The following is a 13,017-nucleotide window of genomic DNA, read 5'->3' on the forward strand; positions in this document are numbered from 1 at the left end:
AGTGTGTGCTCACTTAAAATTTAACGTTGGCGCTTTGTTTTGTTCAGTTTTCAAAGAGCAATAATGGAGCGGGTGAAGAGAATCGAACTCTCATCATCAGCTTGGAAGGCTGAGGTTTTACCACTAAACTACACCCGCATTTAATTTTGAAATATTTTAAGAAAGAATGGTCGGGAAGACAGGATTCGAACCTGCGACCCCTTGGTCCCAAACCAAGTGCTCTACCAAGCTGAGCTACTTCCCGTAAAATATGGTGCGCCCGGCGGGAGTCGAACCTACAACCTTCTGATTCGTAGTCAGATGCTCTATCCAATTGAGCTACGGGCGCTAATTTCTATGATGTTATTGGTGCGGCCGAGAGGAGTCGAACCTCCACGGGGTTTCCCCCACTAGGCCCTCAACCTAGCGCGTCTGCCATTCCGCCACGACCGCGAAAGCGACTTTGTAAGTTTAACACCTTTTCAACTTGATGTCAAGAAGAAAATATCAGTGCGGGTGAAGGGACTTGAACCCCCACGCCTTGCGGCGCCAGATCCTAAGTCTGGTGCGTCTGCCAATTCCGCCACACCCGCGAAAATAAATGGTGAGCCATGAAGGATTCGAACCTTCGACCCTCTGATTAAAAGTCAGATGCTCTACCAACTGAGCTAATGGCTCTAAATAAAATGGCTGGGCTAGAAGGGATCGAACCTTCGCATGACGGAATCAAAATCCGTTGCCTTACCGCTTGGCTATAGCCCAATAAACAATTACTAATTAACAGCCAGGATAATATTATATCACGATAATATTATTTTAGCAAGTGTTTTTTTAAAAAATGGCGGTCCCGACGGGAATCGAACCCGCGATCTCCTGCGTGACAGGCAGGCATGTTAACCGCTACACCACGGGACCAGCATTATGATCATGTATATGAAAGTGACCCATACGGGATTCGAACCCGTGTTACCGCCGTGAAAGGGCGGTGTCTTAACCGCTTGACCAATGGGCCTTGATTAAAATATGCAACTGGCGGAGAAGGAGGGATTTGAACCCTCGCGCCGCTTACGCGACCTACACCCTTAGCAGGGGCGCCTCTTCAGCCTCTTGAGTACTTCCCCAAAAAATGGCTCCGCAGGTAGGACTCGAACCTACGACCGTTCGGTTAACAGCCGAATGCTCTACCACTGAGCTACTGCGGAATAATGAAAATTGGGTTCCTTTTTCACGCTCAAGGACCTTAGTGTTTGTCGTTAAGACAAGTTGTTATCTTGTCGACTCTTATGATTATAAAGAGGTTACAACTTAAAGTCAAGAGTTCTTTTGTGTTTTTTTATATTTTTGTTATTCACTCCTTAAACCCTTGGTAAATCAATGATCCACGACATTTACCACACACGAAACGGGTAGTGTCGATTCGTTTTTTTCTTATATATACCTGCTGACAGTCTTCACATTTATATTGAATAGTATTCATCTTTTTCTTTAATTGGTTAGATGGCAGCGGCTCGCAAAATCTTGGTGCCCCCACTTTTTTGAGTAAATGCTTAAAGTCCGCATCACGATGCTGGTACCCTTTCTTCTCGATGTGCAAATGATAATGACACAATTCATGCTTAATGATTCCAATCATTTCTTCCACACCGCGTTCATCAAGATACTTCTTATTGATTTCTATATTGTGTGAACGGAGCAAGTATCGTCCTCCTGTTGTTCGGAGACGCGGATTAAAACTGGCTTCGTGTCTAAAGGCCTTTTTAAAGTCTTTCATCGAAATTTCTTCTACTAGTTTTTGCAATTGCCGATTATCCATTTCCCCCTCCCTTTCTTTGGTAACATGACAACCCATTATAACATAGACTAATAATACAATAGGAAACTAAGGGAGGAAAAGCTATGCCTAATTGGTTCCAGAATCAAATCCGCAAAGCCTTTTATGAAAAGGATTATTATCAAGTGAAGATGTTGAATCAATGTTGGTTTTTTTATCAAAAGAAAGAAAGTCTCAGGGTATAGATTCAACTGTGCTCCAAATATAAATACATCGCTTCAAAAAAAACCCCTTCTAATATAGAAGGAGTTTACCATAGGCTAGTTTTGATCCTTTGGCTCGAGCATCGTTAAAGATACCCTTTGCTTTTTGGGGTCAACCAGTTCGACCCAAACCGTCACAACATCCCCAACGGCAACTACATCCAATGGGTGTTTTACAAACCGGTTGCTCAGTTTGGAAATATGCACCAGACCATCCTGTTTGACACCGATGTCCACAAACGCACCGAAATCCACAACATTCCTCACTGTACCTTGTAATTCCATCCCAGTTTGCAGATCCTCCATTTTTAGTACATCCTGCTTAAGCAGTGGTTTTGATAATTCATCACGAGGATCTCTTCCCGGTTTCATCAAATCATCTATGATATCTTTAATCGTAATTTCCCCAATTTCCAATTCATCGACCAAATCAGCCGGATTTAGTTTACCTAACTCTTCATTCAATGCATCACTGCCTAAATCCTCAGATGTAAATCCCATTTTCTTTAATAATTTATTCACTGCACTATAGTTCTCAGGGTGTATCGCGGTTTGATCCAAAGGTTCATCTCCATTAATGATACGTAAGAACCCTATACATTGTTCATATGTTTTGGCACCAAGCCGGGGAATTTTCTTTAATTGCTTCCTGCTTGAAAACTTCCCTTCCTCTTCCCTTTTCTTCACAATATTTTGAGCAACCGATTTTGATAAACCAGCTACATATTGTAATAGAGACGATGAAGCGGTATTGACATTCACTCCCACTTGGTTAACAGCTGTTTCCACTACAAAGGTGAGGGATTCCGTTAACTTTTTCTGGGACACATCATGTTGATACTGACCTACCCCCACGGATTGGGGGTCAATTTTAACAAGTTCGGCAAGGGGATCTTGAAGCCTCCTGCCTATCGAAACTGCGCTTCTCTGTTCTACTTGAAGATCCGGAAACTCTTCACGGGCTATATCCGAGGCTGAATACACGCTGGCTCCCGCTTCATTAACAATTATATATGAAATGTTCCCTTTCACTTCTTTTATAATATCTGCGATGAATTGCTCTGATTCACGCGATGCGGTACCATTGCCGATTGCCACGATCTCAACCGAGAACCGCTGAAGTATTTCGATCGTTTTTTCACGGGCAGCATTAAGCTTCGCAGCAGGAGGATGTGGATAGATTACACTGATATCGAGTACCTTTCCGGTTTCATCGATGACAGCCAACTTACACCCAGTCCGATATGCCGGATCTAAGGCTAGGACCACTTTCCCTTTAAGAGGGGGCTGCAAGAGCAGGTTCCGGAGGTTTTCAGAAAAAATATGGATAGCTTGATCCTCAGCTTTTTCCGTCAGCTCTTTTCTGATTTCCCGTTCTACAGAAGGCATTATCAAACGTTTGAGTCCATCCTCAATCGCAGATTTAAGAACAACTTGGGCTTCAGATTTGTTGTTTTTAATGATTTTCCGTTCCAGATGACCAATGATGATTTCAGTCCGAGGATGAATGGAGATTCGTAAAACCTCTTCCTTTTCACCTCTATTCAGCGCCAACACCCGATGTGGTACGATTCTTTGAACCGGCTCCTCATATTCATAGTACATCTCGAAGATTTTTTTCTCGTCCTTCTCTTCATTTTTCACAGTTGAAACCACTTTTCCAGCTTTGAAAATTTCAGCCCTTATCCACTTCCTTAATTCTGCATCATCGGAAATATGTTCAGCTATGATATCCTGCGCTCCCGTAATAGCCTCTTCAATAGATGAAACTTCTTTTTCTGCCGATATGAATTCTGCAGCTTTTTCGCTAACCCGAGCATGCAATTGACATTCCAAAAGCCAATTAGCCAATGGTTCAAGACCCTTTTCTTTAGCGACTGTTGCTTTCGTTCTCCTTTTTTGTTTGAATGGCCTGTATAAATCCTCGACTTCCTGCAGTTTTGTCGCTTTTTCGATTTGTCTTGTTAATTCTTCCGTCAATTTCCCCTGTTCACCAATCGAACGCGTAACTTCCGCTTTCCTCTGGCCAAGGTTTTCTAAATAGTTCCATCTTTCCATAATGGAACGAATCTGCACTTCATCAAGTGAACCCGTCATTTCTTTTCTATACCGCGCAATAAAGGGGACAGTATTACCCTCTTGAAGCATCTGTATGACGTTTTGGACTTGATGATTTTTCAAAGTTAGCTCATTTGATATTTGTTTAATCAATTCTTTTAATGTATCTTCTACAACGATCATTATGTTTACCTCCAACGTTTTGATCTGATATATATAGTCTAGCAAATGAGAGATGAAGTTGCGAATTCCATACAAAAAAGCTCACTTCCGAATTACGGCGAAAGTAAGCTTCCTAAAATGAAAGTTGTATCATCTGCAGTTAATGGACTGCTTTTTAATATGCTTTGGGCGTTCTTATCGATAGGGACCAGCCTTTTCAAAAAAGTTTTAGCTCCCTTAAGTTCTAAACCATCGGAATGAAGAATGAATTTTGCATTTGGTTCATATTTGTATCTCTGCGTCCTGTATTTTTGTTTCCTTCCTGATAAATACCCTGTAACAGGTAAAGGGTAAACGAGTTTATCGTCACTTGGATTATACAGGAAAAAGCGGATGTTACCAACTGAACTGTATACAAATTCATTCTTGTCATAAAAAATCTTCAAAATGGAAACGGCTGCTCCACGTTTATCGATTAAAACTTGATTGCACACTGCCATTAGTGATTCGACATCCAACTCATGATTACGTTTAACTTCCTCGATGACGGCATGGGAGGAATCGTATGCATTTTTCCCGCTGCCCAGACCATCTGCCAGTACACAGACAAAGTATTCTTTCGTATGAAGAAAAAAGTAATCATCACCACAATAAACCATCCCGTTTTTAGACGATTGAGAGACAAGGACTTCTATTTTTTCTCCCCTCAGAATATCTTTGATCACTGAATTAACTCCGAGTTTTCAGCATTAATGGCTTCTTGAAGTTTCTTGATCGCGCGGCGTTGGAGCCTTGACACATGCATTTGGGAAATCCCAAGTTTATCGCCCGCTTCTTTCTGACTTAAATTCTCTAAATAAGTATGTTGAATGATCATCTTTTCACGGTCACTCAGCACATGCAGCACCTTTTCAAGTACAAGTCTCTGATTGACCTTTTCAAAACCTTCATCGACATTCCCGAATATATCAAGCAATGTGACAGTACCGCCATCAGAATCCGCCTCAATAGAATGATCCACGGATAAAGCTTGATAGCTTTTTCCCATTTCCATCGCCTCTAAAACTTCTTCTTCAGTCACACCTATACTATCGGCTATTTCATCTATTCTTGGTGAACGATGCAGAGTTGTAGTTAATTCCTCGACAGTCACCCTGATTTTCGGACCAAGTTCCTTAATTCTCCTTGGCACATGGACACTCCATGTTTTGTCACGCAGGAACCTTTTGATTTCGCCGATTATAGTAGGGACAGCAAATGCCTCAAAGCTCTTACCGAAAGATTCATCATATCGTCGAATGGCACCTAACAAACCAATCATGCCGACTTGGGAGATATCCTCCTGAAATGATTTCCCTTTCGCATATTTACGGGAGATTGTTTCAACCAAACTTTTATAATGGATGACTAGATTGCTCTGTGCTTCCTCATCTTGATTCTGCTGGTAAGCTCTAATCCATTCATTTACCTGTTCTCTTTGTGCCTGGTTAGGTTGAGACTGTTTTTGCATCCATCTCCACCTGCTCTCCTTCTAAAAACTTAGTCATAAATACTGTAACCCCATCATGCTGATGAATTTTCACATCATCCATTAGAGTTTCAATAAGGTAAAGACCCAAGCCTCCTTCTCTCAAAAGTTCGACTTTTTGTCCATTTTCGTATGGACCGATTCCTTGTCGAACCTCTTCGAAATTACAGCTCTTACCACTATCAGAAACCATGACCTCCAAGCGGTCAGGATAAAGGCCGAAACTTACTTTCACTTCACCTTTTTCAGAATCCTTATATGCATGCTGTACCGCATTTGTACAAGCTTCACTTGTAGCGATTTTCAAATCCTCAATTTCATCATACGCGAATCCCATCCGGCTTCCTATCCCAGAAAGCGTTAAACGAATGACACCGATGAATTCTGGTTTTGCAGGTAATTTCATTTCGATGTAATCATATACTTGACTCATTCTAACCCACCCTCTGTACCACTTTTTATATCAATGATATCTGCAAGACCTGTTATATCAAATAAACGTCGTAACCTTTCTGATAAGCCAACTAAAGTGAATTCGCCATTATGTGCCCTTACGCTTTTAAAAGCACCGACAAACACCCCAAGTCCCGTACTATCCATATAAGAAACTTCAGTTAAATCAATAGTAATCGAAACATTATCCTGCTCCGAAATCGGAAATAGTGATTCTCTTAATTTCGGTGCAGTATATGCATCGATTTCACCTTTCAGTTTTACAATAAATTCAGAATTTAATTCATTAACATCTACAGTTATATTCATCAATGACCCACCTCTTCAAATCCTCTTCATTCCTATATCTATACCCAGCAGAAAAGATACTAAACATTTGATTTTAAAATTATTAATGTAAAATCATCCCTCAGTTGGAAGTTCTGCATTTTCTCCAATTGTTTATATATATTATTCACCATTTCCTGGGCTTGCAAATGCATATTCTTTTTAATGAAACCAATAAGTGTTTCCCTTTCTATGAACCCATCATTCGTCCGGCACTCCGTTACTCCGTCAGATAATAAAATGATCATGTCTCCATGATTCACCGTTTTTTCATATTGGCGATACCTTGTTTTTTTATCAACTCCAAGCAACAAGCCCTTTGCATCCAAATCGCTAAAAGTACCCGTTGCGGCGTCATAGTAAAAACCAGGTTCATGTCCGGCTGAAGCATAGGAAAATTGCCTGTCATGCGGATCATATAAGCCATAGAACATGGTTATGAACATGCTTGGATCCACATTATGCTCCACAACACGGTTCAAACTCTCAAGCACACTATTCGGTTCATGACGATGCTCCGGAAGACTGTCCATCGCATATTTGATCATCGACATGCACAATGCAGCAGGGATCCCTTTTCCAATGACATCTGCTATCCCTACCCCTATCCGCTCATTTTCATCTTGGACGAAGTGATAGTAATCCCCGTTCATCTGCCTAGCCGGAACACTGATCACTCCAATTTCAAGAGCTTTGATATCAGGAATTTTCGTTTCCAAAAGAGTATGTTGAACGTTTGCCGCTATCTCGATTTCCGTTTTCAGTTCCTGCTGCTGATGTCTAAGGCTTTGATGTTCACGGTATGCAATGCCGTAGCCCATCATGACTTCCAGCAGAAAATCGAAAGAATCCAATACTTTTCCCGGTAATTCCGGGTAAAGTTCCATCAAGTTATTTTTATGCATACTGATGATTTCTTCTGGAGATATATTGTATTTGATATGTAGGCGGCTAATCTTTTGCCCTTGGTAGAGTGCCTGCTCATTTTGGTCTTTAAGATAAGTAGAAAGCGCCTCATGATACTTTTTCTCCATGTTCTCCCTAATGTCCATAGTCCCCCCCTAACGGAGCCATTTCGTAGCGATAATCTTAGTCCCTTCACCTGGTATCGATTCGATATCAAAGTCATCCATTAAACGTTTGGCTCCAGGAAGGCCTGCGCCCAGTCCCCCCGAGGTGGTATATCCATCTTCCATGACTCTGCGGATATCCTCAATTCCCGGCCCTTGGTCCTCTGCAATGATTTTCAATCCTGACTTCCCATTTATATTTAGCTTTTCTATGCTAACACTGCCTTGTCCAGCATATAGGTATATGTTTCGGGCCAATTCGCTAATGGCCGTCGTGATCCTGGCCTGGTCTACAGTACCGAACCCCAACTCTTTAGCGACATTTCTTCCGAGCTGCCTTGCAGCTACGATGTCCCATTCATTTATGATTTTTACGCAGGATTGGAACTCCATTCTTTAATCCCCCAATTCCTGTTGTAATTTCTCCAGGCCTTTCTCTAAGTCTAATGCTGTCAGAACATCTTCTAGACTAATTCCCAGTTCAATTAATGTTATTGCAACAGCTGGCTGGATCCCCGTAATTACAACTTTGGCCCCCATAAGCTTAGACATGCTAAAGACATCGCCTAATACCTTTGCGATAAAAGAATCAATAAAATCTATTGAGGTAATATCTATAACAACGCCATTTGCGCTTGTTTCATGAATCTTATGCAGTAAATCCTCTTGAAATTGAAGGGCTGTCACATCATCCAATTCCCACTGTATAGAGACTAACAAGCAGTCATAAAGCTTTAATATCGGAATCCTCATACTTATCCCTCCACCTTTACGATCTTACGGCTCGTTAATTCCAACGCAACTTCTATTCCTTTTTTCAACGTATTTTTTGTAATCACTTCATTTAAATTAATTCCAAGATTAACGATGGTTTGGGCTATTTCAGGGCGGATGCCGCAAAGTATACATTTGGCGCCCACCAATCGAACCGCTTCCGCAGCTTGAATGATATGATGGGCAACCATGGTATCCACGACCGGCACGCCCGTTATATCAATAAGTACAACTTCAGATCTATGCTTAACCACGCCAGTCAACAGGTTTTCCATTATCTGTTTGGCACGTTCCGTATCAATCGTACCAATCAGCGGCATTACAGTAATGCCTTCCAATACAGGAATGAGCGGAGCCGAAAGTTCTTGCAACGCTATTTTTTGCATGGAAACCGTTCTTTCCCAAGTTTGAGTATATATATTGACTATTTCATTATTTATCGGTGTGGCCCATTTATCCAAATGGTTAACAAGGTTGACTTGATTATCAGGAGTAACCAGACCCTTTTCCACCATGCCATTAATGACAATTAAAGTGAATTTATGAAGTCCTTCATTGACGAAAGTAAGAGGCCATCCCAATTGGACGACTTTCTCGGCAAAATCAGAAAGCTTCAATGTGAATTCCTTGTTTTTACTATCAACGTTCGTGATGATCATATCTATAAATTCACTGCTCGTTTGCGTGAACATTCGATCTGAGACGACTTTAATTAATCTTTCGTCCGTACTTTCCTTCATGATGCCCATCCACTCAGTAAGGATGTAATCTTGATTTTGCTTAATAAAATCGTAAACCAATTGATTCATAATATCCTCCCATTCTAACACAATCGCTATGTTTCCCTGTCCTCGTCACAAGGATGTTAACTAACTGTAATCTTATTCCCATTTTGGATATTCTTCGAGTTTCCCCACTACACTTTTGCTTTTTTTAGGTATTTACAACATAACTACATACCCAAAATTCAGGTAAGAAAAACATCAATTAAAGAAAAGTTAGGGAGATACTATAAAAAACAATGAACGTTCGATCCAATATCTAACTGTATAATGTTTTTATTCGTCAATTTTTTCATATTTCCTGCTGATACTTTTTGGACAAATATTCATGTTATTTCACAAAAAAAACACGATTCCCACATTTGGAGGAATCGTGTCATCTAAAATAGCATAAAGAATGATTTGTATTATAATAACGCCCGGTTTAACGGGAAAAATTTTCTTTAAAACTCAATGAGGCCTAAACTAATTTGCAAAGCTTCATTGACTTTTTGCATCATCGGTTCGTCAAGATGCGTAATTTTATCAGTTAAACGCTGCTTATCAATGGTCCGGATCTGTTCTAATAAAATGACGGAATCCCGCTCGAATCCGTACTTTTTTGCATTAATCTCAACATGTGTAGGCAATTTCGCTTTTTGAATTTGAGCTGTAATGGCTGCCACGATCACAGTCGGACTAAAGCGATTACCAATATCGTTTTGTAAAATTAGTACCGGACGGGTCCCACCCTGCTCTGAACCAACCACCGGGGAAAGGTCTGCGAAGTATACGTCACCACGCTTAACAACAATCAATGGCTCAGCCTCCGCTAACTAATCGTTCAACGCAATGACCAGCCTCGAATTCAGCCTGGAAGGCTTCAGAAGCAATCGTCAAATTAATGGCCGCCATTTCAATATAACCGCGTTTCATCGATTCACGAAACTCTTTCTTTTTACGTTCGCGAAGATACATTTTTGTGGCACGATAAATAAATTCACTGCGATTCACATTTTCCTCACTCGCATACCCATCTAACTCTGTTAAAAAATTTTGAGGTAATCGAATTAATATCTCTCTTGTTGCGCTGGATTCAGACACAAACATACACCTCCACCATCACTACACACCTTTATTATATATCCTTTTCAATATTACCATTAAATTGCCTATCTGCAAAGAGTATATTCTATTCTAAATCTTATTATCAGCATAATAAAGGAAATCTTATTCACAATCTTAGGATTTTTTTACAATCCGGTCATTCCAGGATGAAATTGCGTACATGATTCACCTGATTGTCTTTAATATATATGCGGGGCACTCTTGCTCCTATCATACATGTTACTTCATAGTTGATCGTCTCCAGTTTTGCCGCTATCTCATCGACAGTAATTGATTCATCCCCATCATTCCCCATTAATGTAACCTCTGTTCCTACAGGGTATGGTCCAGGAAGCTTGATCATGCATTGATCCATGCAAATCCTTCCGACTATGGGCACTCTTTTTCCATCCACAAGAACTTCCTGACCTTGCAGCTTACGGATCCAGCCGTCAGCATAACCGATTGGCAAAGTCCCAATCCATTCATCACCTTCAGCCGTATAAGTCGCCCCATAACTAACGCTTTCACCCTTGGCAAGCTGTTTAACCGCGACCATCTTCGTTCTCAATGATATAGCCTGTTTTAATGGAAATGGCAATATCGGCTTCATCTCCATGGAAGGACTCAAACCATACATGGAAATCCCCATTCTTATTGCATTCCATTCAGGATCGGTGAACCTTAAAGAAGCTGCACTATTGGCTGCATGAACATATTCCGGCTTTCTGGTCAATTCGGAAAGCATCCCTTTAAAGAAAGCAAGCTGCGCTTCATAAAAGTCAGTCTTTATTTCATCCGCCGTCGCGAAATGAGTGAATATCCCTTGGAAATTGAAACAAGCTTCCCTTTCAAGCAAACTTTCCACTTTCATGAGTTGGCCTTTATCTCGAATGCCGATTCTCCCCATGCCGCTATCCACTTTTACATGGATTTGCAAAACTTGTCCCGGTTTCAACAAATCCTTTGCCTTCTCCAACCATGCTACATCGAAAACCGTCAAGGAAATCCCATACTCGGCAGCAAGCGCTGCACTTTCAGGCCTCGATGCCCCAAGTACAAGAATCGGAGCCAATATTCCCTTTTTCCGCAAGGCGAGAGCTTCATCCAAAAAAGCGACACTTAAAAAATCTGCCCCCGCTTCAAGCGCCGTTTTAGCCACTTCATAGTCCCCGTGTCCATAAGCATTCGCTTTAACGACAGCGAAAAGACTAACACCTTTTCTTAAACTTTTTTTCATTGAAGAAATATTTTCAAAAATATTATCCAAATTTACTTCTGACCATGTATCTCGATGAAATGTTTTCGTTTCCAAGACCTTTTCCTTCTTTCCTACACTCACAATAAGATTCTTCCCAGTAGCGAAGTTTTCGTTTCATTATAGGACCATTCTATAACCAACCGCTAGAAATATAAAGTGCTTTTTCACCTTGATTCTAATTTACCCAGCTGCCAGCCTAAATCAAATGGAAGGATTAAAAATGTCAACAAGCTGCTTCCCCGCCTATCCTACCTAGAAGAAACCTTCATAAGGAGACGGGAAACATCAGCTTGTTATGTAATCCTATTTGACTGGATCTTCCCCAACCGAACGGGCGACTTCTATCATTTCTTCCTGTTTCAGATCCTTTGATGCAAGCATATAATCGACACCTTCAAAAGTCCATGCAATCGTATTTCCTGTCATGGCTCCGACAGTATAACCCAAATCAACCGGTTCTCCATTCACATTCGTCGAAACGGATGTTTGAACCACCTCAGCTTTTTCCTGTACCAATGTAAAACTTTTTGTACCCTCATAGGTCAAAACGACTCGTTCTCCCTTATCCGTCGTAATTTCTTTTTCTTCCGTTAAATTCATATCACCAATATTTTCAGGGTATTTCACCGCAAACCCCTCATTTTGGACTTCTGCCATAACAGGAGCTTCAAGTTGTGCACTTGTCATATTTTTCTTCATATCAAATGAATCTTTATCAAAAGTCGTATCGAATTTAACTTTTGAGAATTCAACAAGAACCAATGCAGTCTTATCGGGGTCCATAACTTTCACACTGACTGGAGATAAATCCTTTTTGTTTATAGTAATCTCTTGATATGGCAACATTTTATTGTTTTGGTAGCGCGTTTTCGTTTCAAAGACATAATGTTTATCCGTTTCTTTATATGTCGCACTTTTATCTTCCGTAATGTCTTTCACCAACGACTCGAACAAATAGGCCTGACTGCTGTTCTCCGGCCACTCGCTTTGAAATTTAAAACTTTTATTCAAAGCTGGCGTCAAAACATATACACCATCATCATTTTTCAATATCATCTGGCTTTGATCCTTCTCTTCATTTTTCAGATTCACGCGGTAAAAAGAGGGGTCCTTATGCCAAATCTCCACATTATACACTTGAGGTTCCGTCCCCATCTTTAATGTCATCTTCGCGTTAGCTTTATATCCTTTCATTTCGCCAAGCTTCTCATTCAATTCACTCACTACGTCACTCTGTGATTTTTGGCCGCAAGCAGAAAGAGCAAGCAAGAGCATGATCCCTGCAAAAAGCATTACCATCTTCTTCATCTTTTCAACCCCTTTTTGTCATTTGAACGTAAAAGGGAGAGGAAAAGGCAGGATCCGGACATTGGCTCGACTGATGTCTTAGATTCCTCAGTATTTTAGACACGGACTAATTCTAAGATCCGACTAAAAACTTTTCGAGAGCACCTACTCTGCCATGTACCTTTTACCGGGCCTTGTCTCCCTATAGCACTAAAT

The 13,017-nt window shown here is 40.8% G+C and carries 15 protein-coding genes and 11 tRNA genes; 1 reads left to right on the plus strand and 25 read right to left on the minus strand.

All coding sequences use genetic code 11. From position 1 onward, the window contains the following. Positions 1 to 64: 64 nt before the first annotated feature. The 12 genes from FNK51_RS16165 to FNK51_RS16220 all read right to left on the minus strand — a co-directional run bounded on the left by FNK51_RS16165 (position 65) and on the right by FNK51_RS16220 (position 1,792). Positions 65 to 138, minus strand: a tRNA-Gly gene (locus FNK51_RS16165). Between the two features lie 29 nt (positions 139 to 167). Next, positions 168 to 244: transfer RNA gene (locus FNK51_RS16170), tRNA-Pro, on the minus strand. Between the two features lie 7 nt (positions 245 to 251). Next, positions 252 to 328: transfer RNA gene (locus FNK51_RS16175), tRNA-Arg, on the minus strand. An 18-nt stretch (positions 329 to 346) separates the two neighbouring features. Continuing rightward, a tRNA-Leu gene (locus FNK51_RS16180) sits at positions 347 to 432 on the minus strand. A gap of 58 nt (positions 433 to 490) precedes the next feature. Further along, positions 491 to 572: transfer RNA gene (locus FNK51_RS16185), tRNA-Leu, on the minus strand. Between the two features lie 9 nt (positions 573 to 581). Beyond that, positions 582 to 657, minus strand: a tRNA-Lys gene (locus FNK51_RS16190). Positions 658 to 666: 9 nt separating this feature from the next. Continuing rightward, positions 667 to 741: transfer RNA gene (locus FNK51_RS16195), tRNA-Gln, on the minus strand. A gap of 77 nt (positions 742 to 818) precedes the next feature. Further along, positions 819 to 894 (minus strand) — tRNA-Asp (locus FNK51_RS16200). A gap of 25 nt (positions 895 to 919) precedes the next feature. Further along, positions 920 to 991, minus strand: a tRNA-Glu gene (locus FNK51_RS16205). Between the two features lie 18 nt (positions 992 to 1,009). Beyond that, positions 1,010 to 1,100 (minus strand) — tRNA-Ser (locus FNK51_RS16210). 6 nt (positions 1,101 to 1,106) lie between these two features. Further along, positions 1,107 to 1,181 (minus strand) — tRNA-Asn (locus FNK51_RS16215). A gap of 146 nt (positions 1,182 to 1,327) precedes the next feature. Beyond that, positions 1,328 to 1,792 (minus strand): SprT family protein, encoded by a 465-nt coding sequence (locus FNK51_RS16220; RefSeq protein ID WP_098372180.1) that lies wholly within the window; start codon positions 1,790 to 1,792, stop codon positions 1,328 to 1,330. An 83-nt stretch (positions 1,793 to 1,875) separates the two neighbouring features. Here FNK51_RS16220 and cmpA point away from each other — a divergent pair, with 83 nt between their 5' ends. Then, on the plus strand, positions 1,876 to 1,995 hold the full coding sequence (gene cmpA / locus FNK51_RS16225) for a cortex morphogenetic protein CmpA (protein ID WP_098372179.1): 120 nt from the start codon (positions 1,876 to 1,878) through the stop codon (positions 1,993 to 1,995). Between the two features lie 75 nt (positions 1,996 to 2,070). On the opposite strand, the gene FNK51_RS16230 is transcribed toward cmpA, so the two are convergent. The 13 genes from FNK51_RS16230 to FNK51_RS16290 form a co-directional block, all read right to left on the minus strand. Further along, positions 2,071 to 4,254: a Tex family protein gene (locus tag FNK51_RS16230; RefSeq protein WP_098372178.1), complete on the minus strand. Its 2,184-nt coding sequence runs from the start codon at positions 4,252 to 4,254 to the stop codon at positions 2,071 to 2,073. 92 nt (positions 4,255 to 4,346) lie between these two features. Continuing rightward, complete coding sequence (locus tag FNK51_RS16235; RefSeq protein WP_286177109.1) at positions 4,347 to 4,958, minus strand: PP2C family serine/threonine-protein phosphatase; 612 nt, start codon at positions 4,956 to 4,958, stop codon at positions 4,347 to 4,349. After that, positions 4,955 to 5,743, minus strand: a complete 789-nt coding sequence (gene sigB / locus FNK51_RS16240) for an RNA polymerase sigma factor SigB (protein WP_034306363.1) — start codon at positions 5,741 to 5,743, stop codon at positions 4,955 to 4,957. Before sigB ends, FNK51_RS16235 begins: the two co-directional genes overlap by 4 nt. Beyond that, on the minus strand, positions 5,721 to 6,194 hold the full coding sequence (gene rsbW / locus FNK51_RS16245) for an anti-sigma B factor RsbW (RefSeq protein WP_141994005.1): 474 nt from the start codon (positions 6,192 to 6,194) through the stop codon (positions 5,721 to 5,723). Before rsbW ends, sigB begins: the two co-directional genes overlap by 23 nt. Then, a complete protein-coding gene (locus tag FNK51_RS16250) occupies positions 6,191 to 6,523 on the minus strand; it encodes an anti-sigma factor antagonist (RefSeq protein WP_098372176.1) in 333 nt (110 codons plus the stop codon). The genes rsbW and FNK51_RS16250 overlap by 4 nt, the downstream gene beginning before the upstream one ends. A 59-nt stretch (positions 6,524 to 6,582) precedes the next feature. Next, on the minus strand, positions 6,583 to 7,593 hold the full coding sequence (locus FNK51_RS16255; protein ID WP_141994006.1) for a PP2C family protein-serine/threonine phosphatase: 1,011 nt from the start codon (positions 7,591 to 7,593) through the stop codon (positions 6,583 to 6,585). A 9-nt stretch (positions 7,594 to 7,602) separates the two neighbouring features. Next, positions 7,603 to 8,004 (minus strand): anti-sigma regulatory factor, encoded by a 402-nt coding sequence (locus tag FNK51_RS16260; protein WP_048682056.1) that lies wholly within the window; start codon positions 8,002 to 8,004, stop codon positions 7,603 to 7,605. A 3-nt stretch (positions 8,005 to 8,007) separates the two neighbouring features. Continuing rightward, positions 8,008 to 8,364, minus strand: coding sequence for an STAS domain-containing protein (locus tag FNK51_RS16265; RefSeq protein ID WP_076373142.1), 357 nt, complete (start codon positions 8,362 to 8,364; stop codon positions 8,008 to 8,010). A 2-nt stretch (positions 8,365 to 8,366) separates the two neighbouring features. Next, positions 8,367 to 9,194, minus strand: a complete 828-nt coding sequence (locus FNK51_RS16270; protein ID WP_048682050.1) for an RsbT co-antagonist protein RsbRA — start codon at positions 9,192 to 9,194, stop codon at positions 8,367 to 8,369. A gap of 416 nt (positions 9,195 to 9,610) precedes the next feature. After that, positions 9,611 to 9,961 (minus strand): type II toxin-antitoxin system PemK/MazF family toxin, encoded by a 351-nt coding sequence (locus FNK51_RS16275; RefSeq protein ID WP_034306610.1) that lies wholly within the window; start codon positions 9,959 to 9,961, stop codon positions 9,611 to 9,613. 7 nt (positions 9,962 to 9,968) lie between these two features. Further along, positions 9,969 to 10,250: a CopG family ribbon-helix-helix protein gene (locus FNK51_RS16280; protein WP_034306380.1), complete on the minus strand. Its 282-nt coding sequence runs from the start codon at positions 10,248 to 10,250 to the stop codon at positions 9,969 to 9,971. A gap of 160 nt (positions 10,251 to 10,410) precedes the next feature. Then, positions 10,411 to 11,595, minus strand: a complete 1,185-nt coding sequence (gene alr / locus FNK51_RS16285) for an alanine racemase (protein ID WP_286178744.1) — start codon at positions 11,593 to 11,595, stop codon at positions 10,411 to 10,413. Between the two features lie 222 nt (positions 11,596 to 11,817). After that, positions 11,818 to 12,822, minus strand: a complete 1,005-nt coding sequence (locus FNK51_RS16290) for a LolA family protein (protein WP_141994007.1) — start codon at positions 12,820 to 12,822, stop codon at positions 11,818 to 11,820. Positions 12,823 to 13,017: the final 195 nt, after the last annotated feature.

The organism is Bacillus sp. B4EP4a (assembly GCF_006680105.1).
Taxonomy (GTDB): Bacteria; Bacillota; Bacilli; order Bacillales; family DSM-1321; genus Peribacillus; species Peribacillus simplex_E.

Bases quoted from the DNA above. Each gene is read 5' to 3' on its own strand.
- FNK51_RS16265 (WP_076373142.1), bottom strand. From the start codon at position 8,364: ATGAGGATTCCGATATTAAAGCTTTATGACTGCTTGTTAGTCTCTATA.
- sigB (WP_034306363.1), bottom strand. From the start codon at position 5,743: ATGCAAAAACAGTCTCAACCTAACCAGGCACAAAGAGAACAGGTAAAT.
- FNK51_RS16220 (WP_098372180.1), bottom strand. From the start codon at position 1,792: ATGGATAATCGGCAATTGCAAAAACTAGTAGAAGAAATTTCGATGAAA.
- rsbW (WP_141994005.1), bottom strand. From the start codon at position 6,194: ATGAGTCAAGTATATGATTACATCGAAATGAAATTACCTGCAAAACCA.
- FNK51_RS16290 (WP_141994007.1), bottom strand. From the start codon at position 12,822: ATGAAGAAGATGGTAATGCTTTTTGCAGGGATCATGCTCTTGCTTGCT.
- cmpA (WP_098372179.1), top strand. From the start codon at position 1,876: ATGCCTAATTGGTTCCAGAATCAAATCCGCAAAGCCTTTTATGAAAAG.
- FNK51_RS16270 (WP_048682050.1), bottom strand. From the start codon at position 9,194: ATGAATCAATTGGTTTACGATTTTATTAAGCAAAATCAAGATTACATC.
- FNK51_RS16230 (WP_098372178.1), bottom strand. From the start codon at position 4,254: ATGATCGTTGTAGAAGATACATTAAAAGAATTGATTAAACAAATATCA.
- FNK51_RS16255 (WP_141994006.1), bottom strand. From the start codon at position 7,593: ATGGACATTAGGGAGAACATGGAGAAAAAGTATCATGAGGCGCTTTCT.
- FNK51_RS16250 (WP_098372176.1), bottom strand. From the start codon at position 6,523: ATGAATATAACTGTAGATGTTAATGAATTAAATTCTGAATTTATTGTA.
- FNK51_RS16260 (WP_048682056.1), bottom strand. From the start codon at position 8,004: ATGGAGTTCCAATCCTGCGTAAAAATCATAAATGAATGGGACATCGTA.